This window comes from Actinoplanes sp. GCM10030250 (genome assembly GCF_042666575.1).
Taxonomy (GTDB): Bacteria; Actinomycetota; Actinomycetes; order Mycobacteriales; family Micromonosporaceae; genus Actinoplanes.
On the sequence record NZ_JBHTDO010000004.1, the window covers coordinates 180,248 to 204,359 of the forward strand.

Sequence of the window (24,112 nt, forward strand, 5' to 3'; positions counted from 1 at the left end):
CGGCGAGAGGGTCCGCGGCGGAGCCCGGCGACAGGGACCGCGAGCGGACGAGTCAGGTGTCGATGGCGGTGCGCATGGTGGACAGCAGGGTGCCGATCTCGGTCGGGGTCGCGCCGTCCAACACTCGGCGCATGAGGGCCGAGCCCACCACGACGCCGTCGGCGTGTTCGCAGGCGGTGGCTGCTTGGGCTGGGCCGGAGATGCCGAAACCCAGCAGTACCGGCAAGTCTGTCTCGGATTTCAACGCCAGGACCAGGTCGCGGCCGGACGAGCGTAAGGATGTCTGTTCGCCGGTTGGGGCCATGACGCTCACTGCGTACACGAAGGCCTGGCTCTGTCTTGCGATCTGTGCCCTTCGCTGTGGTGGGGTGGACGGTGACGCCAGCAGGATCATGTCGATCTCGTGGCGGGCGGCTGCTTCGCGGACCGGGCCGGCCTCGTCGATGGGCAGGTCGGGTGCGATCAGGCCGGTCAGACCCGCCTCGCGCAGGGCCTCGCAGAACGTGTCCGGTCCGCGGTGTACGACCAGGTTGGTGTACGCGAAGGCGATCAGCGGCACGCCCAGCTCGAGCCGGGACACCTCGTCGAGGATTCCCGTGACGGTCGCTCCTCGGCACAACGCCTGGTAGGACGCCTGCTGGACGACCGGGCCGTCCATTGTCGGGTCGGAGAACGGCAGTCCCAGCTCGATCGCGTCGGCGCCCGCGTCGACCGAGGCACGCAGCAGGTCGGTCCATCCCGGTGTGACGCCGGCGGTCACATACGGCACGAGCATCTTCGAAGCCCCGACCGCGGAAGGAACACCGGCCGCAGAAAAAACGTCGGCGGTAACGGGAGAAAGGCTGGTCATGACAGCTCCATCAGGGTCGCCATGTCCTTGTCGCCACGGCCGGAAAGCGTCAGCACCACCGTCGCCCCCTGAGGGATCGTCCCGTCGGCGGCCGCGCGCAGCACCCACGCCACCGCATGCGCCGATTCGAGCGCGCACAGGATTCCCTCCGCCCGCGCCAGCCGGTGCGTCGCCGCCACCACCTCGTCGTCGGACGCGGTCACGTACGTCGCCCGGCCGATGTCGGCCAGGTACGCGTGTTCCGGACCCACCCCCGGATAGTCCAGGCCGGCCGAGATCGAGTGGGCCTCCTCGATCTGCCCGTGCTCGTCCTGGAGCACCTTCGACACGAAGCCGTGCAGCACCCCGTTGCGGCCCGCGCTGATCGCCGCACCCCCGGCGGCCTCCACGCCGATCAGGCGTGCGGGGGTGTCCAGGAATCCGGCGAACGTGCCGGCCGCGTTGGAGCCGCCACCGACGCAGGCCACCACGAAGTCGGGGGTGGCCGACGACATCACACCGGCGTACTGCGCCCGCGCCTCGTCGCCGATGACCCGCTGGAACTGGCGGACCATCCACGGGTACGGGTGTGGGCCCAGCGCCGACCCGAGGCAGTAGTAGGAGTCCTCGACCGCTGTCACCCAGTGCCGGAACGCCTCGCTGCACGCGTCCTTGAGCGTGCGGCTGCCGGCGGTCACCGGTATCACCTCGGCGCCGAGCATCTTCATGCGGAAGACGTTGAGTTCCTGTCGTTGCATGTCGCGTTCGCCCATGAACACCGTGACGTCCATGCCGAGCAGTGCTCCGGCGGTGGCGGTGGCGACGCCGTGCTGGCCGGCTCCGGTCTCGGCGATCAGGCGGCGTTTGCCCATTCGCCGGGCCAGGAGGGCCTGGCCGGTCACGTTATTGATCTTGTGGGAGCCGGTGTGGGTGAGGTCTTCGCGCTTGAGCAGCAGGGTGATGCCCAGTTCGGCGGAGAGGCGTGCGGCGGGGGTCAGCGGGGTGGGGCGGCCCACGTACACCGAGAGGATGTGGTGCAACTCGGCGTGGAAGGCGGGGTCGGCCCAGGCTTCGGCGAACGCCCGCTCGACCTCGTCGCAGGCGGGGACGAGGGACTCGGGGACGAAGCGTCCGCCGTACTCGCCGAATCGGCCGAGCCCGGACGGAGGGCGAGCGTCGGCACGTACCAACTGATCCACGGTAACCCCCTGGAGTTCTAGAACAGTGAACCATGTATAGCATACTGTTCTAGAACAGTGGCACGGCGGAGTGACGAGGGTTTACCGGCTGCGCCGAGACGGGTATCCCGGCCGCGTCAGAGATCTCATTCGGGAGGGCACCTTGGCCGAGCCGCACGTCACCCTCGACCCGCAGTCGCTCAACCCTGTGGAGCAGAAGCTGCGCGGTCCCCTCGAGGAACAGCTCAGTTCCGCGCTCCAGGCCGCGACCGTCAAGGTCCAGCAGGGGTACGACGGAGAGAGCGTCGAGCAGGTGACCGACATGCTCCTGGAGCAGGCGAAGGCGGGACTGCACCCGGACATCGCCGCGGGATTCAACCCCGACCACAGCCAGCTGCGCCACGTCGCTGAGGAGATCGTGGCGCGGGCGAACTGAGAATCAGGTCAGCGGAGTGTTGTGCCACCGCCTGGTGGAGAGCACCAGGCGGTATCCGTCCGGGTCGGCGATCGTGACGCCCCACTGATCCCAGTACGGCCCTTGCGAGACCCGCCGCCCGCCGGCCTCGACCAGCCGGTTGAGCAGCTCCTCCGGCACCGGCCCGTCCAGGTAGAGCACCAGCAGGTCCTGCTCGGACGGAGCCGGCGAGGGCCCGGCGACGAGTTCCAGGTGCCATGCCGCGCCGGCCCGGCCGACCATCAGCAGATCGTGCTCGCCGGGCCCGCCGGCCGTCGCTCTATACAGCACGTCCAGGCCCAGGGCGCCGGCGTAGAAACGCTCGGCCGCCGCCAGGTCCCGGCTCGGCCGCGCCAGCCGTACGTGTGTCGACGCCTCGATGCCTGCCATCGGTTCACCCCCGTGATCCGAAATCATCTCAGGTCACCAGGAAACCGGCGGCGGCGGGCGTCAGCGCCACCGCGACCAGCCGGGTGCACCGGCCGGCCAGGCAGACCGCCAGGAAAACGTACGACTTCATCGTCGTGGCGGCCGCCGCGAACGTCATGAGCAGCAGCGGCGGTATGCCGACCACAGCGCTCAGCAGGATCACCGGCGCGGCGAGCCAGGGCCGGTCGAGCGGCATCATGCGCCGGGCGTACGCCGAAAGCCGTTTTGCCAAGCGCGACCACCAACGGCCTGGATCGCCCCTCTCCTCGGCCGCCGCCTGCTCCTTGCGGCGCCGGTCGATCCAGGTCCGCAGGGCCGGTACGCGGACCGCTCCCCTGGTGGCCAGGAAGATCCCCATCTTGCCGGTGGTCTGCCCGGCGCCCGCGACGGCGCCCATCAGGAACGCGTTGTGGTTCGTGGCGGCCATCAGCCCGATCAGGTAGGGCTCGACCGGCAGGCCGGGGTAGAACGACGACACGAACCCGACCGCGAAGGTCAGCAGCAGGACCGAGATCACGTCCGCGCCGACGGACCCGGCCGGCAGCGCGGAGATCACGTCAGGGCCGGCGGGGCCGGTGGGCGGAGGTAGCCGGGGATGCGGGAGACCGCAACCAGCGAGACGCCCTTGACGACCATCGCCGCCAGGCCGATCACGACTCCGACCCAGATCGGTACGGGCAGGAGCACCGCCACAGCGAGCGCCGTGGTGTTCAGCACCTTCGCCGGCGGCCACCAGTTCCACCGGTAGATCCCGGGGTGCACCACGTAGAAGTAGTTCGGGCTGACGATCGGCCAGCGCAGGAATACCAGGCTGAGCTGGCAGTCGAGCACGAGGAAGTGCAGCAGGAACACGGTGATCGGGATCGCCGCGTCGGGTCGGAGCGTCATGAGGGCCGCGCCGCACAGGGCGAAACAGGCGCGGTCCGAGATGATGTCGAAGACCGCCCCGAACCGGGTCTCCTGGTCGAGCAGGCGGGCGGCGAGACCGTCGAGCACGTCGCCGATCCAGTAGACGAGGTACGCGATGACGGCGAACCGCATGTCGGCCTGGGTGATCGCAGCGACCGCGAAAGAGACCGACACGATGGTACGCAGGGCCGTGATCGCGTTCGGAAGGTTGAAGCGGGCACCGTCCGACCCGGACTCCAGCAGGCCCGGATCCCAGTGCCGGGACTCGGCCGACGGCTGGGACCGCTGGACCGGTGGACCAGTTGGAGGCATACGGTTCCCATCTCGCGCGGATCGCTGTGACGACATTCAACGCGAATGTGTCAAGTTTCCGCAGCCCCGGCGCGCCAAGACTACCGGCCGTGCAGGTCGAAGATTAAGTCGATCACCAGGGCTGTCCAGCCGGTCTGGTGCCACGCGCCCAGCCCGGCACCGTTGTCGCCGTGGAAGTACTCCGGGAACGCCACCAGGTCCTTCCAGTCCGGGTGGGTCTGGAAGAGCTCGGTCGCGCCGTAGATCGGGCGCCGCCCGTCGGCGTCCGGCAGGAACAACCCGATCAGCCGCCGGGACAGGTCGTCGGCGATCTCGGTGAGCCCGGCCTTGCGCTGCGAACCGGTCGGGTACTCGGCCTTCAGGTCCTCGCCGTAGAACTCGGCGAACTCGCGCAGCGCCTGGACCAGCAGGAAGTTCACCGGCATCCAGACCGGGCCGCGCCAGTTGGAGTTGCCGCCGAACAGGCCGCTGGTGCTCTCCGCGGGCTCGTACCCCACGGTGAAGTCGGAGCCGGCCAGCGAAACCGTGAACGGCTTCTCCAAGTGGGCGCGAGAGAGAGTGCGTAGCCCGTACGGTGAAAGGAACTCCTCGGGATCGAGCAGACGCGCGAGAATGCGCAGCAGCTGATCCTGGCCCACCATCGAGAGAAGGCGCTGCTGGCGCCGATCGGCGCCGCCCAGGCGCCGCGCACTGATCACGTCACCGAACTCACCCTGGTGATGCAGCATCCACCGGACCCGCGAGTTGATCTCCGGGAGCCGGTTGAGGGTCTCCGAGGTGAGCCGGGTGGTGGCCGCCAGCGGGAGCAGGCCGACGATCGAGCGCGCCTTCAGCGGAACCCGGTTGCCGTCCGGCAGGCGCAGCACGTCGTAGAAGAAGCTGTCCTCGTCGTCCCACAGGCCCTGCCGGTACGCGGCCTCGGCGATGTACGTGAAGTGCTCGAAGAACTTGGTGGCCATGTCCTCGTAGGCCCGGTCGTGCAGGGCCAGCAGGATCGCCATGTCGAGCAGGTTCAGCGCGTACATGGCCATCCAGCCCGTGCCGTCGGACTGCTCGAGCACACCGGCGACCGGCAGCGCGGCGGACCTGTCGAACGGGCCGACGTTGTCCAGGCCGAGGAACCCGCCCTCGAAGACGTTGTTGCCGCCGACGTCCTTACGGTTGACCCACCAGGTGAAGTTCAGCAGCAGCTTGTGCATGATCCGGGAGAGGAAGTCGTAGTCCCGGGAGCCGTCGATCTCGAAGACGCGCAGCGCGGCCCAGGCGTGCACCGGCGGGTTGACGTCGCCGAACGCCCACTCGTAGGCCGGTATCTGCCCGTTGGGGTGCATGTACCACTCGCGGAGCAGCAGGAGCAGCTGCGACTTGGCGAAGCCGGGGTCGACGCGGGCGATGCTGACACAGTGGAAGGCCAGGTCCCAGGCGGCGTACCAGGGGTACTCCCACGGGTCCGGCATGCTGATCACGTCGAAGCTGTTCATGTGCCACCAGCCGTTGTTACGGCCGTAGCGCCGGCCCGGCGGTGGCGGTGAGTTGCCCGGGTCGCCGACGAGCCACCGCTTCACGTCGAAGTGGTAGAACTGCTTGCCCCACATCAGCCCGGCGACAGCCTGCCGGGCGACGGACGCCTCCTCGGCGGAGGCGGCGGCCGGGATCACCTCGGCGAAGAACTCGTCGGCCTCGGCGCGCCGGTCACGCATCACCGCGGACCAGCCGTCACCGAGATCCGGTTCCGCGAGTGGCTGGTCACTCTGGGTGAGCCGCAGGCGCAGGGTACGTTCCTCGCCCGGCCCGAGCGTCAGCCGATAGTGCAGCGCGCCCTTGGTGCCGACGGCGCCCGGGTTCACCGTCGGCATGTCGTGAATGACGTGGTCGTTGATGCCGTCCTTGGGAAACGAGCTCCGCCCCGGCAGTCCCCACAGCCGCTGCGAGTTCGTCTCGTTGTCGCACATCAGCGCGGGTGCGGCGTCCGGCCCGTCGAGGGTGATGTGGCCGAGCGAGCGGTGCACACCGTGCAACCGGCCCGGCCAGCCCTTCATGGCCGGCGCCACCCGGTTCGGCAGCCCCCACGACCAGGTGTTGCGGAACCAGAGGGTGGGCAGCACGTGCAGGGTGGCCGGCTCGGGGCCACGGTTCGACACGGTGATCGCGATGCAGGTGTCGGCCGGTGACGCCTTCGCGTAGTCGACGGTCACGGCCCAGAACCGGTCCTCGTCGAAGATGCCGGTGTCGACCAGCTCGTACTCGCCCTCGTTGCGGGAACGGCGGCCGTTCACGGCGACCAGCTGGTCGTACGGGAACTCGTCCTGCGGGTAGTGATAGCGCCAGCGCATCCACGAGTGGGTCGGTGTGGAGTCCTGGTACCACCAGTACTCCTTGGCGTCCTCGCCGTGGTTGCCGCCGTCGCCGCCGAGGCCGAACATCCGCTCCTTGAGGATCGGGTCCTTACCGTTCCACAGGGCGAGCGCGAAGCAGAACGTCTGCCGGTCGTCGCAGAGGCCGGCCATGCCGTCCTCGTTCCATCGGTACGCCCGGGACCGCGCATGATCGTGCGGGAAGTAGTCCCACGCCGTGCCGTGTTCGCTGTAGTCCTCACGAACGGTGCCCCACGCCCGTTCCGCCAGGTAGGGGCCCCACGCGCGCCACGGCTGCTCACCGGAATCGGCCTGGGCCAGGCGTACGCGCTCCGACACGTCCGTTCTCACCCCCACAACCCGATATCCCCCACAACCCGAATTTCGGCCCGGAGTCGATCACACTGAGACTGTCACGCAGATGTGTCAAGTGTGTAAGTCACCGCCGGTTTTGGAGGCTCCGCCACCGTGGCGACCGTTCGTCCGATCGCGTTCGGGCCGCAACTCAGCGCCCGCCTCACCGAGGGCGCCACCCGCGAATGGCTCGTACCCGACGGGGCCGGCGGCTATGCGATGGGAACCGTCAGCGGCCTGCGAACACGGCGTTACCACGGACTTCTGGTGGTCGCCGGGCGCACTCCGGTCGCCCGCAACCTGGCGCTGGCCTCGCTCGACGCCGTGGTCACCCTGCCCTCCGGTACGACGGTGCGGCTCGGCGTGCATCAATGGGCCGACGGCGCGATCTCGCCGGACGGGCACCGGTTCCTGGCCGGTTTCACCCTTCTCGACGGCGTGCCACGCTGGCGCTGGCGGATCGGCGACGTGGTGATCGAGCGCGAGGTGGCCGCGGTCGCCGGGCGGCCCGCTGTCGGCGTGGTGCACCGGCTGGTCGCCGGCGGGCCGGTCACGCTCACCTGCGAGGCGCTCTGCACCTGGCGGGACGCGCACGGCGAGAGGACGGCCGGCGGTCCGCCACCCGCGGTGACGGTCACCGCGGACGGGTGCGTGGTCGAGCAGGCGTACCGGCTGAGCGGTCCCGGCTTCGCCATGACCGGCGAGTGGTACCGCGGCGTGCGTTACCGCGCGGAGGCGGAGCGCGGCCTGCCACCGACCGAGGACCTCTGGTACGCGGGACGCTTCCGAACCGAACTGTCCCGCCCCGGGCAGGTGCACGAGGTGTCCGCCTGGGCCGGCGACCTCGAGGACGTCCCTCCCCGACCGGCCACTGTGGTCACCGCCGCCCGCGCCCGCAACCGCGATGTGGTCGCCGCGGCAGCACCGGCCGACGACACCCGGGCCGCCCTGGCGCTCGCCGCCGACGCGTTCGTGGTCCGCACCGCGACCGGCCCCGACGTGGTCGCCGGCTACCCGTGGTTCGGCGCCTGGTCCCGCGACACGATGATCTCGTACGAGGGCCTGTTCCTCGCCACCGGCCGCGCCGAACTCGGCCGCGACCTGCTCCGGGCCTACGCCGGCACCCTGTCCCGGGGCATGCTGGCGAACACCGCCGACACCGGCAGCGTCGAGTACAACACCGCCGACGGCACGCTCTGGTTCCTGCACGCCGTCGGCCGGCACGTGACCGAGGCCGGCGACGACGACCTGGCCGCCGAGCTGCTCCCGGCCCTGCGTGACGTGGTCAACCACCACCTGGCCGGCACCCGGTACGGCATCGGCACCGACCCGGCCGACGGGCTGCTCCGGCAGGGCTCCGCCGGAGAGGCGCTGACCTGGATGGACGCCCGGGTCGGCGGGGTGCCGGTGACCGCCCGCGCGGGCAAGCCGGTCGAGGTGAACGCGCTCTGGGTGAACGGGCTCGCCACGGTGCTGGAGCTGGCCGCGCGGACCGGAACCACGCCGGGGGCGGCGGAACAGGCGTACCCCTCGGCGCGGGAGGGCTTCAGCCGCCGCTTCCCGACACCGTCCGGGCTGCTGTACGACGTGGTCGACGGCCCGAACGGCGACGACGCGACGCTCCGGCCCAACCAGCTGCTCGCCTGGTCACTGCCGCACGCGCCGTTGCGGCCGGACCGCGAGGCGCTCCAGCGGATCGGCGCGGAGCTGATCACCCCGCTCGGGCCGCGCAGCCTGGCGCCCGGCGAACCGGGGTATCGCGGCAGGCACCGGGGCGGGCCGGCGGAGCGGGACAGCGCGTACCACACCGGAACCGTCTGGCCGTGGCTCACCGGCCCGTACGCCGGCGCCTGGCAGCGTCTCGGGGTGGACGCCGGCGACGTGCTCACCGACATCGAGGCGCATCTGGCCGAGCACGGCCTCGGCTCGATCTCGGAGACGGCCGACGGTGACGCGCCGCACCAGGCGACCGGCTGTCCCTTCCAGGCCTGGTCGGTGGCGGAGAACCTGCGTGTGCGCACGATGTGACCAGCCCGGTTAGGGTCGGGGCCGTGCCCGCCTCCGAATACGTGACCGCCCTGCGCGCCAAGGTCGGCCCCGGCCTGATCATGTTCCCCACGGTGACCGCCGTGGTCTTCAACGACATCGGCGAGATCCTGCTGCACCAGCGCAGCGACAACGGCCGGTGGACGCTGATCGCCGGGATGATGGACCCGGGTGAGCAGCCGGCCGACGCGGTGGTCCGTGAGGTCGAGGAGGAGACGGCCGTTCAGGTCCGGATCGAACGGCTGGCGGGGCTCGCCCTGCACGAGGTGACCTATGAGAACGGCGACCACTGCCACATGGTCAACTCGTGGTTCCGCTGCCGCGCGATCGGTGGTGAGGCCCGGGTGAACGACACCGAGTCGCTCGCTGTCGAGTGGTTCGCGCTGGACGCGCTGCCCGAGCTGAACCCGTTCGCCCGGCACCGGATCCGCACGTCCCTGGCCGAAGAGGCACCGCCCTGGTTCGCCGCCCCGGGCGAAGGCATCATCCCCGGCATGTGAGCCGCCGTCAGGCGAGCCAGCCGGGGCGGATCAGTCCCGCCTCGTACGCCAGCACCACCAACTGCGCCCGGTCCCGCGCGCCCAGCTTGATCATCGTCCGGCTGACGTGGGTCTTCGCCGTAGCCGGGCTGATCACCAGCCGGGCGGCGATCTCGTCGTTGGACAGGCCCTCGGCGACCAGCACCATCACCTCCCGCTCCCGGTCGGTGAGCTGCTCCAATTCGCGTGCCGGCACCGGTTCCCGCCCGCGACCGGTACCGCCGGCGAACTCGCCGATCACCCGCCGCGTCACGCTCGGCGAGAGCAGCGCCTCGCCGGCCGCCACCACCCGTACCGCCCGCAGCAGCTCGACCGGCTCGGTGTCCTTGACCAGGAACCCGGAGGCGCCGGTGCGCAGTGCCTCGAACACGTACTCGTCGAGCTCGAACGTCGTCAGGATGACCACCCTGGTCCCGGCCAGCGCGGCGTCGGCGGCGATCCGGCGGGTGGCCTCCAGGCCGTCCACCCCCGGCATCCGGATGTCCATCAGGACGACGTCCGGCCGTGCCGCCCGCACCAGCTCGACCGCCTGGAGGCCGTCGGCGGCCTCACCGACCACCTCGATGTCCGGCTCCGCGCCGAGCAGCGCCCGGAACCCGGCCCGCACCAGCGCCTGGTCGTCCGCCAGCAGCACCCTGATCATCCGTCCCCCTCCGATTTCCCCGGTGCCGGCAGCAGCACCGACACGAGGAAGCCGCCGCCGGGCAGGCGCCCCGCCTCGAAGCGGCCGCCCAGCGCCTCGGCCCGCGCCCGCATCCCGGTGATCCCACTGCCCGGCTCACTGTCCTGCTCCCCCGGCGGCACCCCGCCGTTGCGGAGCGACAGGTGCAGGGCCGTCGGCAGGTAGCCGACAGTGACCTCCGCCTTCGGATCCGGCCCGGACGCATGCCGCCGCACGTTCGTCAGCCCCTCCTGCACGATCCGGTAGGCGGCCCGGTCCACCTCGGCCGGCAGCTCCCGCGGTTCCCCGTTCACCACGGTCCGCACCGGAATCCCCGCTCCCGCCGTCAGCTCGTCCAGCCGGTTCAGCCCGAGCGCCGGCTGCCTCGGTGCCGCCTCCCCCTCGGTACGCAGGGCACCCAGCACCGACCGCACCTCCCGCAGCGCCTCCGCACTGGCGCTCTTGATCGCGGTGAGCGCCTCCCGCGCCTGCTCCGGCCGGTTGTCCATCAGGTGCAGCCCGACACCCGCCTGCACGTTGATCAGCGACAGGTGGTGGCCGAGCACGTCGTGCAGCTCCCGGGCGATCCGCAGCCGCTCCTCGGACGCCTGCCGCCGCTCCTGCTCCTTCTTCGCGCGGGCCTGCTCGGCGCGCGCCTTGTGGATCTCGGCGAGGTGCTCGGAGTGCACCTTGGAGACGGCGCCCAGGACCACCGCACCGCCCAGCCCGATCGCGGCGAGCGCCGCCTGGCCCCAGGTCGGGCGGGTACCCGGGGGCAGCCCGAGCGGATCGGCGAGCACCACGACAACAAGCAGGTAGCAGGCGTAGCCCACCGCGGCAGCGATCGCCGCCGCCCGCAGTCGTCCCTGGCGGGACACGGTGAACAGCGCGATGGCGGGTGCTGCCGCGTATGGGAAGTGCGGTGCCGCCTGCGTCGCGAAGATCAGTGACGGCACGGCCGCGACGGCGAACACGACGAGCGGCGAACGGCGGCGCCAGAACAGGGCGAGCGGCCCGATCATCAGCATCGCGTAGACGGCGCAGTTCATCGGGCCGTACACCCGGCCGTCCTCGGCCATGTTGTGGGTGCCGACCATGTGGAAGAGGGTCGCCACGATCACCGCGCCGGGCGGCCATTCCGGGCGGCGCCCGCGGTCGTGCCGCCCGTCCCGGGCAGCGGCGAACCGCATCCCCAGTTCGGCGGGCTTCGTCATGAGCCGAAACTACGGCACCGGCCGGGTCCCGGCATCGCCGTGCGGACCACATCCGGGTACCTCCGGCGGCTCAGCCGGCGGCCCCCGCTACGCCCCGGGGAGTACGCGGGCCCTCCCCAGGGATGCTCCACCGGGCCGACGCGCCGCACGGCCGGACAGCCCACTCTGGTGACAGACATCGAGCGAGGAGTGGACATGAACCCGAACGAAGCCCCCGCGACCCGGCTGCGGACCTCCGACACGGAGCGCGAGCAGGTCGCCGAGATCCTGCGAGCCGCCATGGCCGAGGGCCGCCTGGACCTGACCGAGGGTGAGGAGCGGCTCGCCTCGTCGTACGCGGCGAAGTATCGCGACGAGCTCAGACCGCTCACCGCCGATCTCCCCGACGGCGGCCGGCACGCCCTCGCCCACACCCCGCAGGCGCGCGCCGCGACACGCCGGTCCCTGCAGCGGCACGCGAGTTTCATCCTGGTCCTCGCCGGTGTCCTCACCGGCGTGTGGCTGCTCTCCGGCGCCCAGTTCTTCTGGCCGGTCATCCCGCTGACCTTCCTGGTCATCGGCCTGATCAAACACGCCCGCTACGGCCGCTACCGTCTCGAGTACACGGTCGGCCGCCACGGTCACCTCTGATCCTCAAGGACGACAGCGCTCCGACATGGACGCGACGGTCGTTGATCTTCCCCGTCGGCTCTGCCAGAGTGGCCGAGTTTGTTCGGGGAGGGACAAGGCACATGATGGGTCCGTCGCACGCTCTCTCGGGGGCTGCCGCCTGGCTCGCCGGCAGTTGGGCGCTCGATCATTTCGCGAACGTGAGCCAGTCACCGCTGGAGGTGGCCGTCGGCACGGCGATCTGCGCTGGTGGCGCGCTTCTGCCCGACCTGGACATGTCCGGCAAGGTGACACGCAACCAGGGTGGCGCCACCGTCGCGCGCACCTTCGGCGTTTTCTCACTCTTCGTAGCCGAAGTCGTCGAGAAGTTCTCGCTCGGCGTCTACACCGCCACCAAGCTGAAGCGTGATCCGCGCCGCGACAACGGTCACCGCACCTTCACGCACACCCTGCCGTTCTGCGCCCTGATCGCCTGGGCGACCACCGCCCTCTGCGCCCGATTCGGCGAGTGGGCGGTGGTCGGCATCGTCTTCTTCATGGCCGGCCTGGCACTGCGCGGCCTCTTCGACGAGTGGGCGGAACGCGCCGGCTGGGTGATCGTCACCCTCGCCTCCGGCGTCATAGCCTGGTTCACCGGCGCCAACCTGCCGAGCGACCGCGGTTACCCCCTGTTAGGACTAGCCGTCGGCGTCGGCTGCTTCGTCCACATCCTCGGCGACATGATCACCAAGAACGGCGTACCGATCCTGTGGCCGATTCCGATCAAGCGCCGCATGTGGATGATGATCGGCATCCCGAACAGCATGGCAGTCCGCGTAGGCGGCAAGGTCGAGGTGGTCGTCCTCCGCACCGCCTTCACCGTGATCTCCCTGCTCTCCATCGCCGGCCTCTTCGTCCCCGGAGTCCTGGAACGCTTCAACCTAGACGTCTGGGCGAGCAAATAAGACCTCCCGGACCAAATCCAGGCCCCCATGCCGGGCCCAATCAAAGATCAACTTCTTTTTGTACGGTCCAATCACAGCTCTCCTACTACAACGCCGGCGGGCTGCCCACTCCCGCCTTTGCCGCGCCCGCCGGGCTGAGCTCAGTCGGACAACCCAGCTGGCACCCAGCGGGGCATTTCCGGCCGCAAAACCCCCCTCACGCCCAGCCGAACAACCCAGCTGGCACCCAGCGGGGTGTTTTCGGCCGCAAGGCACCGCTCACGCCCAGCCGAGCAACCCAGCTGGCACCCAGCGGGGCACTTCCCGCCGCAAGACCCCCCTCACGCCCAGCCGGACAACCCAGCTGGCACCCAGCGGGGTGTTTTCGGCCGCAAGGCACCGCTCAGCGCCAGCCGGGGTGACCGAACGGTGATCCAGCTGGCTCCCGGTGCTGCCTCACGGCCGTTGAGGCAGCACTCACGCCCAGCCCGAGCCGCGGCAGTCCGAGCCGCGGCAGTCCGCGCTCGAGCCTCCGCGGCAGTCCGCGCTGCGGCAGTCCGCGCTCGAGCCTCCGCGGCAGTCCGCGCTCCGGCAGTCCGCGCTCGAGCCTCCGCGGCAGTCCGCGCTGCGGCAGTCCGCGCTCGAGCCTCCGTGGGCGTCCGCGCCGAAAGGTGTTCGGATCGGGCGGGAGTCGAGGGGGTCAGTCGATGTTGTAGGCCAGGTTGGGGCGGAGCCAGCGCTCGACCTCGGGCATCGGCATGCCGCGGCGGGCCGCATAGTCCTCGATCTGGTCGCGGCCGAGGCGTCCCACGGTGAAGTACTTCGACTCGGGGTGCGCGAAGATCAACCCGCTCACCGCGGCCGCCGGCATCATTGCGAACGACTCGGTCAGGTGCACGCCGATCGACGACGTGCCGAGCAGCTCGAACAGTTCGCGCTTCTCGCTGTGGTCCGGGCAGGCCGGGTAGCCCAGGGCCGGGCGGATCCCCCGGAACCGCTCCGCGTGCAGGTCTTCCAGGGCCGGCTGCGAGCCCGGCTCGAACCACTCGCGGCGGGCTTTCAGGTGCAGGTACTCGGCGAACGCCTCGGCGAGCCGGTCGGCGAGGGCCTTGACCATGATGGCCCGGTAGTCGTCCTGTTCGGCCTCGTAGCGGTGGGCCAGCTCGTCGGCGCCGTGGATCGCGACGGCGAACCCGCCGAGGTGGTCGCCGGACGGGGCGATGTAGTCGGCGAGGCAGCGGTTGGCGCGGCCGGCCGGCTTCTGGGTCTGCTGGCGCAGCATCGGGAAGGAGAAGCCGTTATCCAGCAGGATGTCGTCGCCGTCGGAGTGCGCCGGCCAGAACCCGTAGACGCCACGGGCCTGGAACGAGCCCCGGGCGATGATCTGGTCGAGCAGCGTGTTGGCGTCGTCGAACAGCTCACGGGCGACCGGCTGGTCGAGGATCGCCGGGTACTTGCCCTTGAGCTCCCAGGCCAGGAACAGGAACTGCCAGTCGATCATGCGGCGCAATTCGGCGATGGTGGGCGCGATCTCCCGTACCCCCGTGAAAGCCGGCACCGGCAGCTCGCCGAACGCGACCGCCTCCCGGTTGGCCCTCGCCTGGGCGAGGGTGAGCAACGGCTGCGAGTGCCGCTTCTCGTGCTGCTCGCGCAGCCGCTCCTGCTCGGCCCGGTTGCTCTCGTCGAGTTTCTGCGCACGGCCCGGGTCCAGCAGGTCGGAGACGACACCGACCACCCGGGACGCGTCGAGCACGTGCAGGGTCGGCGAGTCGTAGGCCGGCGCGATCCGGACCGCGGTGTGCTGTTTCGACGTGGTGGCCCCGCCGATCAGCAGCGGCAGCTTGAGCCCGCGCCGCTGCATCTCGGCGCCGACCGCGACCATCTCGTCCAGCGACGGAGTGATCAGCCCGGAGAGGCCGATCACGTCGGCGCCCTCGGTGACCGCGGTGTCCAGGATCTTCGCCGTCGGCACCATCACGCCGAGGTCGATCACCTCGTAGTTGTTGCAGCCCAGCACCACACCGACGATGTTCTTGCCGATGTCGTGGACGTCGCCCTTGACCGTGGCGAGCACGACCTTGCCCTGGCCGCGTGAGCCCGCCTCCTTCTCGTCCTCCATGTAGGGCAACAGGTAGGCGACGGACCGCTTCATCACCCGGGCGCTCTTGACCACCTGGGGCAGGAACATCTTGCCGGAGCCGAACAGGTCGCCGACGACGCTCATACCGTCCATGAGCGGGCCCTCGATGACGTCGAGGGGCCGGGGCAGCGTCTGCCGGGCCTCCTCGGTGTCGGCCTCGATGAAGTCGACGATGCCGTGCACCAGAGCGTGGCTGAGGCGTTTCTCGACCGGTGCGTCCCGCCAGGAGAGGTCCACCTCGCGCTTGGCGCCGGACCCGGTGACCGTGGAGGCGAACGTGACGAGGCGGTCGGTGGCGTCCGGGCGCCTGTCGAAGATCACGTCCTCGACGAGTTCCAGCAGCTCGGCGGGGATGTCCTGGTAGACGGCGAGCTGCCCGGCGTTGACGATGCCCATGTCCAGGCCGGCCTTGACCGCGGCGAACAGGAACGCCGAGTGCATGGCCTCGCGGACCACGTCGTTGCCGCGGAAGGCGAACGACAGGTTCGAGATGCCGCCGCTGGTCCGGGCGCCGGGGCAGCGCTGCTTGATCAGCGGGAGGGCCTCGATGAACGCCTTCGCATACCCGTTGTGCTCGCTGATGCCGGTCGCGACGGCCAGCACGTTGGGGTCGAAGATGATGTCGGTCGGGTCGAAGCCGTCGCCGACCAGCAGGTCGTAGGCCCGGCCGCAGATCTCCACCTTGCGGTCGCGGGTGTCGGCCTGGCCCTGCTCGTCGAAGGCCATCACCACCGCGCCGGCGCCGAACTCGCGGATCTTGCGGGCCTGCTGGAGGAACAGCTCGGGGCCCTCCTTCAGGCTGATCGAGTTGACCACGCCCTTGCCCTGGACGCACTTGAGGCCGGCTTCGAGGACCGACCACTTCGAGCTGTCGATCATGATCGGGATCCGGGCCACCTCGGGCTCGGTCGCGATCAGGTTGAGGAAGGTGGTCATCGCCCGCTCGCTGTCGAGCAGGTCGGCGTCCATGTTCACGTCGAGCAGGTTGGCGCCACCGCGGACCTGCTCGAGGGCGACGTCGACGGCGGCCTGGTGGTCGTCGGCCTCGATGAGGCGGCGGAACTTGGCCGAGCCGGTGACGTTGGTCCGCTCGCCGATCATGACGAACCCGGTGTCCGGGCCGATCTCGAACGGCTCCAGGCCGCTGAACCGGGTGGTCGGCTGCGACGGCACGACGACGCGCGGTGCCGCGCCGGCCACCGCGGAGGCGACCGCCGCGATGTGCGCCGGCGTGGTGCCGCAGCAGCCGCCGATCAGGTTGACCAGACCGTCGGCGGCGAAACCGCCCAGCAACTGCCCGGTCTCCTCGGGTGTCTGGTCGTAACCGCCGAAGGCGTTGGGCAGGCCGGCGTTCGGGTGGGAGGCGACGAAGACATCCGCGAGGCGGGCCAGCTCGGCCACGTGCGGGCGCATCTCGGCCGCGCCCAGCGAGCAGTTCACGCCGACGACCAGGGGCTTCGCTCGTTCGATCGACCGCCAGAACGCCTCGACGGTCTGACCGGAGAGGGTCCGCCCGGAGATGTCGAGGAACAGCGAGATCCAGAGGGGCAGCTCGGGCGCCACCTCGCGAGCCGCCGCGATCGCCGCCTTCGCGTTCAGCGAGTCGAAGATCGTCTCGATCAGCAGCAGGTCGGCGCCGCCCTCGGCGAGAGCCGAGATCTGTTCCTCGTACGACGACTTGACCTGGTCGAAGGTGACCGCCCGGAAGGCCGGGTCGTCGACCTTGGGAGAGATGGAGAGCGTGACGTTCATCGGGCCGACCGAGCCGGCCACGAACCGGGGTTTCCCGTCGCGGGCCGTGGCCTCGTCGACAGCCTGCCGGGCGAGCCGTACGCCCTGCACGTTCATGTCGCGAACCAGGTGCTCCAGAGCGTAGTCACCCTGGGCGATGCTGGTGGCGGTGAACGTGTTGGTGGTGGTGATGTCGGCGCCCGCCGCCAGATATTGCCGGTGCACGTCGAGGATGACGTCCGGCCGGGTCAGGATCAGCAGGTCGGGGTCGCCGGTGACGTCCTTCGGATGATCCGCCGGGATCAGGTCACCGCGGTAGTCAGCCGGGGTGAGGCTCGCGCCCTGGAGCATCGTGCCCCAGGCGCCGTCCAGCACCAGGATCCGCTCAGCGAGCAGCTCGCGCAGCTTGTCGACGGTCTGAGCCAACAGAAACACCTCCGAGAATGTCGGAGGCGCCCTTGTTTCGGGATGTTCACCGGTCGAGCGTGACGGGTGGCCCGCTGCAGCGCCTCTCGGCCGGAGCATTAACGATACCCACCCTTTCACTTGGCGTCGTTGTAGGCACCAACCACTGAGACATCCACCGGAAAACGGACCGGGGTGGTCCCGAAGAGCAGGCGCCCGGCCGTCACCGCGCTCTCCTGAACTGCCGCGACGACGCTTTCCGCCTGCTCAGCGGGGCAGTGCACGACAACCTCGTCATGCACGAAGAGCACCAGCTCGGCCGCTGTGCCCTCCAGCGCGGTGCGCAATGTGGCGAGCAGCACCAGCGCCCACTCGGCGGCCGTGGCCTGAATCACGAAGTTTCGGGTGAATCGGCCCCTCGCTCGACCGGGTGGTGGTGCCACCTCATCAGGGGGGTCGAGGCCCGCATCGGAGGAGACGAAAGCCGGCGGGCAGGTCCGCCCGAGCCAGGACCGCACCAGACCGCCGGCCTCCCCGGTCCGCGCGGCGGCCTCCACGAACTCGAAAGCCGTCGGGTACTGCCGGCGCAGCACCGCCAGGGCCGGGATGGCGTCGCCGCCGGTCTGCCCATACATCGCGCCGATCAGGGCGACCTTCGCCTTGGCCCGGTCGCCGCCGAACGAGTCGGTGGCCAGGGCCGCGTAGAGATCGCCCTCGGCGGCGGCGCGCGCCAGCCGCTCGTCACCGGAGACGGCGGCCATGACCCGGGGCTCGAGCTGGCCGGCGTCGGCGACCACGAACCGCCAGCCGGGGTCGGCGACGACCGCCCGGCGGACCACCTTGGGAACCTGGAGCGCACCGCCGCCCCGGGAGGCCCAGCGGCCGGAGACGACACCACCCGGCACATATTCCGAGCGGAAGCGGCCGTCGCGCACCCACGCGTCGCACCAGGACCAGCCGTGCGCCGTCCAGATGCGGTAGAGCTCCTTGAACTCCAGCAGCGGGGCGACCGCCGGGTGGTCGACGCCGCGCAGCACCCACGCCCGCGTATTCGGCACGTCGACGCCGGCTCGGGCGAAGGCGCGCACCACCTCGGCGGGTGAGTCGGGATGCAGCCCGCGCACGCCGAACGCGGCGTTGATCTCGGCGGTCAGCTCGGCGAGGCGGCGGGGCGGGCCGACCGGCTGCGGCGGGCCGAGCAGCTCGCGGAGAAGCTGGTCGTGGAGATCGGCACGCCACGGCAGCCCGGTGTGGCCCATCTCGGCGGCGATCAGCGCCCCGGCCGACTCGGCGGCGACGAGCAGCCGGAACCGGCCGGGATGACGTGTCTCCGTGATGCGGCGCTGCTGATCCTCGTACACCTCGAGGAGGTCTTGAATTTCCAGGGTCGGCGCGGTGACCGTCTCGAAAAGAGCGCCCTGCGCGAAGCCCGGCGGCTCGGCGTCGGGACGCAACGCGTCGGGCGGCACCGGAAGGCCGTGCGCCCGGGCCCGCGCCGCCGCCGGACCGCGCGGCTCGCCCCAGCGCCCGGCGTGCCCGAGCAGCAGCGCCTCGGTGAGCTCGAGGTCGTGGCAGCGGGCCACCCGCACGCCGGCGCGCAGCATCGCCGGATAGAGGTCGGAGGTGGCCGCCCAGATCCAGCGCGGATGGTCGGCTGCCTCCCGCTCGGCGACCGCCCGCGCGAGATCACCGACATGCCGCGGCGGCGAACCGGCGGACAACTCCGCCAGCCGGCCACCGCGGCCGTCCGGATCGGGAGAGACAGCTACCAGCACGCCGCCATTCTCACCCGGGGGTATGACACTTCACTGCCGGCTGGACCGCGCCCAGAGGTTGATGCCGGAGTCGGTCGCATACTTGTCGATCCCGGCCAGCTCGTCGTCGCTGAACGCGGTGTTCTCCAGTGCCGCGACGTTCGTCTCGAGCTGGGCGACGCTGCTCGCACCGATGACCGTGGAGGTCATCCGCGGGTCCCGCAGCACCCAGGCGATGGCCAGCTGGGCCAGGCTCTGCCCGCGGCGCTCGGCGATGGTGTTCAGCGCCCGGATCTTGTCGAGGTTCTCGTCGCTGAGCAGGTCGGTGCTGAGCGACTTGTCCTCGCTGGCCCGGGAGCCCTCCGGCACGCCGTCGAGATAGCGGTCGGTGAGCATGCCCTGCGCGAGCGGGGAGAACGCGATGCAACCCGCCCCCGCGTCCTCGAGGGTGTCCAGCAGGCCGTCCTCGATCCAGCGGTTCAGCATCGAGTAGGACGGCTGGTGTATCAGCAGCGGTGTGCCGAGCCCGCGCAGGATCGCGGCGGCCTCGGCGGTCTTCGCCGGTGAATAGCTGGAGACGCCGGCGTAGAGCGCCTTGCCGGCCCGCACCGCGGCGTCGAGCGCGCCCATCGTCTCCTCGAGCGGCGTCTCCGGGTCGAAGCGGTGCGAGTAGAAGATGTCGACGTAGTCCAGGCCCATCCGCTTCAGGGACTGGTCCAGGGAGGCGGTCAGGTACTTGCGGGAACCCCAGTCGCCGTACGGGCCGGGCCACATGTCGTAGCCCGCCTTGGTGGAGATGACCAGCTCGTCGCGGTGATCCCGGAAGTCGGTGGCGAGGATCCGGCCGAAGTTCTGCTCGGCGGAGCCGTACGGCGGGCCGTAGTTGTTGGCCAGGTCGAAGTGCGTGATGCCCAGGTCGAAGGCCCGGCGCAGGATGGCGCGCTGGGTCTCCAGGGGCTTGTCGTCACCGAAGTTGTGCCATAGGCCGAGCGAGACGGCGGGCAGTTTCAGGCCGCTGCGGCCGGTGCGGCGGTACTCCATCTCCGGCATCAGGAGATCTCCGCGAGGTCGTCGGCGGTCAGGACGAGATCGGCGGCGGCCGCGGAGTCGGTGATCGACTCGGGGCGGCTGGCGCCGGGGATCGGTACGGTGATCGGCGACTTGGCGAGGTGCCAGGCCAGGCAGACCCGTTGCGGGCTCACGCCGTACCTCTCGGCCACCGCGGCGAAGGCCGCGGCGTGACCGCCCAGCTCGGCCGCCCGGCTGATCCCGCCCAACGGTGACCAGGGCAGGAAGGCGATGCCCAGCTCGGTGCAGAGCTCCAGCTCCGGCTCGGAGGAGCGGAACGCCGGCGAGAACTGGTTCTGCACGGACACCAGGCGCCCGCCGAGGATCTCCCGCGCCTCGCGGATCTGCGCGGGGTTGGCGTTGGAGATGCCGGCCATCCGGATCTTGCCGGCGTCGAGCAGGTCGCGGATCGCGCCGATCGAGTCCGCGTAGGGCACCTTCGGGTCCGGCCGGTGGTGCTGGTAGAGGCCGATGCTGTCGACGCCGAGGCGCTTGAGCGAGTCCTCGCAGGCCTGCTTCAGATACTCCGGTGAGCTGTTCAACGTCCAGCTGCCGTCACCCGGCCGCAGGTGCCCGCCCTTGGTCGCGACCAGGACGCCGGACGTGTCCCCGCCGTAACTCGCCAGGGCACGGGCGATCAGCGACTCGTTGTGCCCGACCTCGTCCGCGTGCAGGTGGTAGGCGTCAGCGGTGTCGATCAGGGTGATGCCGGCGTCGAGGGCGGCGTGGATCGTACGGATCGAGCGTTCCTCGTCCGGTCGTCCCTCGATCGACATCGGCATGCCGCCGAGTCCGATCGCGCTGACTTCTACGTCACCAATGTGTCGGGTCTTCATGACCTCAGGTGTACCCGGTGGACGCCGGGTACAACAGGCGAATCCGGCCTACTTGACGGCGCCCGCGGTCAGGCCCGCCTGGATCTGCCGCTGGAACACCGCGTAGACCACGATCATCGGGAGGATCGCCAGGGTCAGCGCGGCGAACAGCTGTCCCCACTCGGCCTGGTAACCGGCCGAGACGCTGATGTTCGCGATGCCCTGGGTGAGCACCCACTTCGACTCCGAGCCGGCGCCCTGCATGATCACGACCGGGAGCAGGTACTGGTTCCACTGGCCCACGATGTTGAAGATCGTGATGCTGATCAGGCCGGACTTCGCCATCGGCATCATGATCTGGAAGAACCGGCGGAGGTGCCCGGCACCGTCGACGGTCGCCGCCTCCTCGATCTCGTGCGGCAGCGTGCGGAAGAACGCGACGAGGAAGAAGACGGTGAACGAGAGCGAGTAGGCGATGTAGATCAGGATCAGCCCGAAGTACGAGTTCAGCAGGTTCAGCGACTGCGCGATGCCGAACAGCGGTGCCAGCGCCATGAAGGTCGGGAAGGCCAGCCCGGAGACGAACAGGTAGTAGATGAACCGGTTGCCGACGAACTTGTAGCGGGCCAGAACGTAGGCGGCCATCGAGCCGAGCAGCATCGTGCCGGCCGTGCTGATCGCCACCACGAAGACGCTGTTCAGGAAGTACTGGCCGATGTTCGCCTCGCTCCAGGCTCCCGTGTAGGAGTCGAGCGAGTAGTTCTCGGGCAGCGCGAAGGGCGTACCGAGGAAGATCTCCTCGTTGCTCTTGAACGAGGCCAGCAGCACCCAGATCAGCGGGCCGACGGTGGCCAGCGCCCACAGGACGAGGGCCAGGTGCGCCACGCCGCCCAGGGGGTTGACGCTTTTGCGAGCCTTGGCCGGGGCCGCGGCCACCGTACCGGTGCTGGGCTTGGTGCTCGTGATGTTCGTCATCGTCTCGTCTTTCGGTGATCAGGCGTCGGCCGAGTCGCGGTTGCCGACCCGCAGGGTCAGCCACGCGAAGCTCAGGGCGAGGAAGAACAGGACGACGCCGAGCGCCGAGGCGTAACCGGCCTGGGAGTACTTGAAGGCGTTGAGATAGATCTGCAGGCTCAGCACCTGCGTCGAGTTGTTCGGGCCGCCCTGGTTCACCGTCATGATGTTGACCAGCGCGAAGGCGTCGAAGGCGGCGATGCCGAGATAGATCCAGGCGACCTGGATGTTGCCCCACAGCAGCGGCAGCGTGATCCGGAAGAACAGCGAGATCCGGGTCGCGCCGTCGAGCGCGGCGGCCTCGTAGGTCTCCTGCGGGATCGAGCCCATGCCGGCCGAGAAAAGCACCACGTAGAAGCCGACCGCCTGCCAGATGAGCACCACCAGGATGCAGGTGAGCGCCCAGCGTTCACTGGCGAGGAAGAGCCACGGCTCCCAGGAGTCGGGCAGCAGGCCGTTGATCATGCCGCTCTTGTCCGGGCCGAAGACCCGGCCGAAGATCACGCCGACGATGGCCAGCGCCAGCAGCTGCGGGAAGAAGAAGATCACCCGATAGACCGGTGAGCCCCAGACACCGCGGGTGATGCCGCCCCGGGTGCCGCCGCCGACGTTCAGCAGGAACGCGAAGAACAGCGCGAGGGCGATCGTCGCGATCGGCAGCAGGAGCAGCAGGTAGCCGTTGTGCCGCAGCGCGGTCCAGAAGACCGAGTCGTTGAAGAGCTTCTCGAAGTTGGCGAAGCCGACGTCCTTAAACGTGCCGTAGCCCGTCCAGTCGGTCAGAGACAGCCGGAACATCTGCAGGTAGGCGCCGACCACGAAGATGGCGTAAAGCGCCACCGGCACGGCAAGGAAACCGATGATGAAGGGATACTTGCCGTGCCGCATGGCGCTTTACCGTCCTACTAGGTCGTGACTCAGGCGCGGGTGAACTTGGCGATCGCCGAGTCCTTGGCGGTGTCCTGAGAAGCCTTCTCCATCGTGTCGCAGAACTTCTGCGCGTCGCCACCGTTGAACATCAGGGTGTTGGCGGCCTCGCGCGACGCCTCGTCGAGCTTCTTGTACCAGGTGTCGAACAGGTAGCCCATGAAGACGTCCTTGCCGGCCTTCGACAGCATGTCGTTGCCGCTGGTCAGACCGGGCGAGATGGTCAGGCCGTCGGCCGCACCCGCCACCACGGTGAGCGACTTGGTCAGCTTGGTGAACTCGAGAGCCGCCTCTTTCGAGAGCATGACCCGCAGGTACTCCTTGCCGCCCTGCGGGTTCTTGCCCTTGGAGGAGGCGAAGTAGATCTCGCCGGCCGCCGCGTTGATCGCCGTCGCCGGGAGCTGGTCCGAGGCGGTGACGCTCGGGTACGGCATGACCGCGTACTCGAAGTTCGGCGTGATGCTGGCCGCCTGCTCGTTCTCCAGCCAGGAGCCGCACGGGTAGAACGCGACCTTGTCCTGGTTCTGCTGGAGCTGGACCTCGGTGTGCTTGAGGCCCAGGAAGCTCTTGTTGATGTACTTGGTGCCGATCTGGCCCCAGGCCTCGGCCGCCTGCTTGATGGCGGGGGCCTGCCACGCGCCCGGCTTGAGGTTGTCCAGGTCCTTGAGGACCTGCTCGGTGCCGATCTTGGCCGCGCTGGTCAGGATGGCCCGGACCATGTAGTACGACGCGTTGGCACCCGCGTAGCCGAACGGCGTGATGCCGGCCGCCTTGATCTTGTCGCACAGGGCCACGAAGTCGGCCCAGGTGGTCGGGACCGTCCAGCTGTTCTTGTCGAACAGCTTCTTGTTGTAGTACAGGCCGAAGACGGTGAACGCGTAGTTCACCGCGAACGGCTTGCGGCCGCCGTCGGTGTCGTACGTGCCCTGCTCGATCGCGCCCGGCACCAGGGTGTCGGCAACGGTCTTGCCCGCGATGTCGAAGGACGGCGCCGCGAACAGGTCGGTCAGGTCGGCGGCCTGGCCGGCCTTGACGATGGCACCGAAGTCCATCAGGTCCGAGCCCGAGTTGTTGATCATGTCGGGCGAGTCGCCGGAGTTCAGCCGCGGCTTGATCGTGGTGGCGATCTGCTGGGTCGCGGAGTAGGTGACCTTCGACTCCGGCCACTTCTTCGTGTAGAGCGGGGTGTCGACGTCGGTGGCGTACTTGGTGCCGAGGCCACCGTCGAAGATGACGATCTCGAGCGGCGCCTTCGGGTCGATGCCGAGCGGGTTCTCCGCGGACTTGGTGCCGGTGGCCTGCTCCTTGGTCTCCTCTTCACCGCCGCCCACGCAGGCACTCAGCATGCCTACGGCGGGGGTGGCGGCGAGGCCGACCGCGGCGGCACGCCGCAGGAGGGTACGACGGTCGAGCTCAGAACGCGTTATGTCAGACATCGATGTCCTTTCTG

Annotated in this window: 20 protein-coding genes; 5 read left to right on the top strand and 15 right to left on the bottom strand. The window is 69.9% G+C overall.

The features are described 5' to 3' along the window. Window positions 1-52: 52 nt before the first annotated feature. Together trpA and trpB are read right to left on the bottom strand one after the other, a co-directional pair. Window positions 53-850 (bottom strand): tryptophan synthase subunit alpha, encoded by a 798-nt coding sequence (trpA, locus tag ACFQV6_RS08720; protein WP_378026847.1) that lies wholly within the window; start codon window positions 848-850, stop codon window positions 53-55. Further along, on the bottom strand, window positions 847-2,028 hold the full coding sequence (gene trpB / locus ACFQV6_RS08725; protein WP_378026848.1) for a tryptophan synthase subunit beta: 1,182 nt from the start codon (window positions 2,026-2,028) through the stop codon (window positions 847-849). The genes trpA and trpB overlap by 4 nt, the downstream gene beginning before the upstream one ends. 142 nt (window positions 2,029-2,170) lie before the next feature. Between trpB and ACFQV6_RS08730 the strand changes: the two genes are divergently transcribed. Further along, window positions 2,171-2,443 carry a hypothetical protein gene (locus tag ACFQV6_RS08730; protein WP_378026849.1) on the top strand — a complete coding sequence of 91 codons (273 nt, stop codon included), beginning with the start codon at window positions 2,171-2,173 and terminating at the stop codon, window positions 2,441-2,443. Window positions 2,444-2,446: 3 nt separating this feature from the next. Here the strand turns inward: ACFQV6_RS08730 and ACFQV6_RS08735 are convergent, their stop codons facing one another. The 4 genes from ACFQV6_RS08735 to ACFQV6_RS08750 form a co-directional block, all read right to left on the bottom strand. Continuing rightward, window positions 2,447-2,851, bottom strand: coding sequence for a VOC family protein (locus ACFQV6_RS08735; RefSeq protein ID WP_378026850.1), 405 nt, complete (start codon window positions 2,849-2,851; stop codon window positions 2,447-2,449). Between the two features lie 28 nt (window positions 2,852-2,879). After that, a complete protein-coding gene (locus tag ACFQV6_RS08740) occupies window positions 2,880-3,446 on the bottom strand; it encodes a hypothetical protein (RefSeq protein WP_378026851.1) in 567 nt (188 codons plus the stop codon). Beyond that, window positions 3,443-4,111, bottom strand: a complete 669-nt coding sequence (locus ACFQV6_RS08745) for a CDP-alcohol phosphatidyltransferase family protein (RefSeq protein ID WP_378026852.1) — start codon at window positions 4,109-4,111, stop codon at window positions 3,443-3,445. The genes ACFQV6_RS08740 and ACFQV6_RS08745 overlap by 4 nt, the downstream gene beginning before the upstream one ends. Before the next feature lie 80 nt (window positions 4,112-4,191). After that, a complete protein-coding gene (locus tag ACFQV6_RS08750; RefSeq protein ID WP_378026853.1) occupies window positions 4,192-6,816 on the bottom strand; it encodes a glucosidase in 2,625 nt (874 codons plus the stop codon). A 117-nt stretch (window positions 6,817-6,933) separates the two neighbouring features. On the opposite strand from ACFQV6_RS08750, the gene ACFQV6_RS08755 reads away from it, so the two are divergent. Both ACFQV6_RS08755 and ACFQV6_RS08760 read left to right on the top strand, forming a co-directional pair. After that, a complete protein-coding gene (locus ACFQV6_RS08755) occupies window positions 6,934-8,847 on the top strand; it encodes an amylo-alpha-1,6-glucosidase (protein ID WP_378026854.1) in 1,914 nt (637 codons plus the stop codon). Between the two features lie 23 nt (window positions 8,848-8,870). After that, complete coding sequence (locus ACFQV6_RS08760; RefSeq protein WP_378026855.1) at window positions 8,871-9,365, top strand: NUDIX domain-containing protein; 495 nt, start codon at window positions 8,871-8,873, stop codon at window positions 9,363-9,365. 7 nt (window positions 9,366-9,372) lie between these two features. On the opposite strand, the gene ACFQV6_RS08765 is transcribed toward ACFQV6_RS08760, so the two are convergent. Beyond that, on the bottom strand, window positions 9,373-10,047 hold the full coding sequence (locus tag ACFQV6_RS08765; RefSeq protein WP_378026856.1) for a response regulator: 675 nt from the start codon (window positions 10,045-10,047) through the stop codon (window positions 9,373-9,375). Continuing rightward, complete coding sequence (locus ACFQV6_RS08770) at window positions 10,044-11,279, bottom strand: sensor histidine kinase (RefSeq protein WP_378026857.1); 1,236 nt, start codon at window positions 11,277-11,279, stop codon at window positions 10,044-10,046. Before ACFQV6_RS08770 ends, ACFQV6_RS08765 begins: the two co-directional genes overlap by 4 nt. Window positions 11,280-11,474: 195 nt before the next feature. On the opposite strand from ACFQV6_RS08770, the gene ACFQV6_RS08775 reads away from it, so the two are divergent. Further along, window positions 11,475-11,909 (top strand): DUF1707 domain-containing protein, encoded by a 435-nt coding sequence (locus tag ACFQV6_RS08775; RefSeq protein ID WP_378026858.1) that lies wholly within the window; start codon window positions 11,475-11,477, stop codon window positions 11,907-11,909. 101 nt (window positions 11,910-12,010) lie between these two features. Beyond that, window positions 12,011-12,832: a metal-dependent hydrolase gene (locus ACFQV6_RS08780; RefSeq protein WP_378026859.1), complete on the top strand. Its 822-nt coding sequence runs from the start codon at window positions 12,011-12,013 to the stop codon at window positions 12,830-12,832. A 679-nt stretch (window positions 12,833-13,511) separates the two neighbouring features. Here the strand turns inward: ACFQV6_RS08780 and metH are convergent. From metH to ngcE, 7 genes are all read right to left on the bottom strand, one after another. Further along, the gene (gene metH, locus ACFQV6_RS08785; RefSeq protein ID WP_378026860.1) at window positions 13,512-17,108 is read right to left on the bottom strand and encodes a methionine synthase; all 3,597 of its coding nucleotides are present in this window, start codon (window positions 17,106-17,108) and stop codon (window positions 13,512-13,514) included. 116 nt (window positions 17,109-17,224) lie between these two features. Next, window positions 17,225-18,862, bottom strand: coding sequence for a bifunctional 3'-5' exonuclease/DNA polymerase (locus ACFQV6_RS08790; RefSeq protein ID WP_378026861.1), 1,638 nt, complete (start codon window positions 18,860-18,862; stop codon window positions 17,225-17,227). A 30-nt stretch (window positions 18,863-18,892) separates the two neighbouring features. Continuing rightward, a complete protein-coding gene (gene mgrA / locus ACFQV6_RS08795; RefSeq protein ID WP_378026968.1) occupies window positions 18,893-19,882 on the bottom strand; it encodes an L-glyceraldehyde 3-phosphate reductase in 990 nt (329 codons plus the stop codon). A gap of 8 nt (window positions 19,883-19,890) precedes the next feature. Beyond that, window positions 19,891-20,745 (bottom strand): aldo/keto reductase, encoded by an 855-nt coding sequence (locus ACFQV6_RS08800; RefSeq protein ID WP_378026862.1) that lies wholly within the window; start codon window positions 20,743-20,745, stop codon window positions 19,891-19,893. 48 nt (window positions 20,746-20,793) lie between these two features. Further along, complete coding sequence (locus ACFQV6_RS08805) at window positions 20,794-21,699, bottom strand: carbohydrate ABC transporter permease (protein WP_378026863.1); 906 nt, start codon at window positions 21,697-21,699, stop codon at window positions 20,794-20,796. 18 nt (window positions 21,700-21,717) lie between these two features. Continuing rightward, window positions 21,718-22,623, bottom strand: a complete 906-nt coding sequence (locus ACFQV6_RS08810) for a carbohydrate ABC transporter permease (protein WP_378026864.1) — start codon at window positions 22,621-22,623, stop codon at window positions 21,718-21,720. 29 nt (window positions 22,624-22,652) lie between these two features. After that, the gene (gene ngcE, locus ACFQV6_RS08815; RefSeq protein WP_378026865.1) at window positions 22,653-24,098 is read right to left on the bottom strand and encodes an N-acetylglucosamine/diacetylchitobiose ABC transporter substrate-binding protein; all 1,446 of its coding nucleotides are present in this window, start codon (window positions 24,096-24,098) and stop codon (window positions 22,653-22,655) included. Between the last annotated feature and the right edge of the window lie 14 nt (window positions 24,099-24,112).

What these genes read in the sequence shown, in the direction of transcription:
- trpA (WP_378026847.1), bottom strand. Translation starts at nt 850, where the DNA reads ATGACCAGCCTTTCTCCCGTTACCGCCGACGTTTTTTCTGCGGCCGGT.
- ACFQV6_RS08735 (WP_378026850.1), bottom strand. Translation starts at nt 2,851, where the DNA reads ATGGCAGGCATCGAGGCGTCGACACACGTACGGCTGGCGCGGCCGAGC.
- ACFQV6_RS08745 (WP_378026852.1), bottom strand. Translation starts at nt 4,111, where the DNA reads ATGCCTCCAACTGGTCCACCGGTCCAGCGGTCCCAGCCGTCGGCCGAG.
- ACFQV6_RS08765 (WP_378026856.1), bottom strand. Translation starts at nt 10,047, where the DNA reads ATGATCAGGGTGCTGCTGGCGGACGACCAGGCGCTGGTGCGGGCCGGG.
- ACFQV6_RS08770 (WP_378026857.1), bottom strand. Translation starts at nt 11,279, where the DNA reads ATGACGAAGCCCGCCGAACTGGGGATGCGGTTCGCCGCTGCCCGGGAC.
- ACFQV6_RS08775 (WP_378026858.1), top strand. Translation starts at nt 11,475, where the DNA reads ATGAACCCGAACGAAGCCCCCGCGACCCGGCTGCGGACCTCCGACACG.
- ACFQV6_RS08780 (WP_378026859.1), top strand. Translation starts at nt 12,011, where the DNA reads ATGATGGGTCCGTCGCACGCTCTCTCGGGGGCTGCCGCCTGGCTCGCC.
- mgrA (WP_378026968.1), bottom strand. Translation starts at nt 19,882, where the DNA reads ATGGAGTACCGCCGCACCGGCCGCAGCGGCCTGAAACTGCCCGCCGTC.
- ACFQV6_RS08800 (WP_378026862.1), bottom strand. Translation starts at nt 20,745, where the DNA reads ATGAAGACCCGACACATTGGTGACGTAGAAGTCAGCGCGATCGGACTC.
- ACFQV6_RS08805 (WP_378026863.1), bottom strand. Translation starts at nt 21,699, where the DNA reads ATGACGAACATCACGAGCACCAAGCCCAGCACCGGTACGGTGGCCGCG.
- ACFQV6_RS08810 (WP_378026864.1), bottom strand. Translation starts at nt 22,623, where the DNA reads ATGCGGCACGGCAAGTATCCCTTCATCATCGGTTTCCTTGCCGTGCCG.
- ngcE (WP_378026865.1), bottom strand. Translation starts at nt 24,098, where the DNA reads ATGTCTGACATAACGCGTTCTGAGCTCGACCGTCGTACCCTCCTGCGG.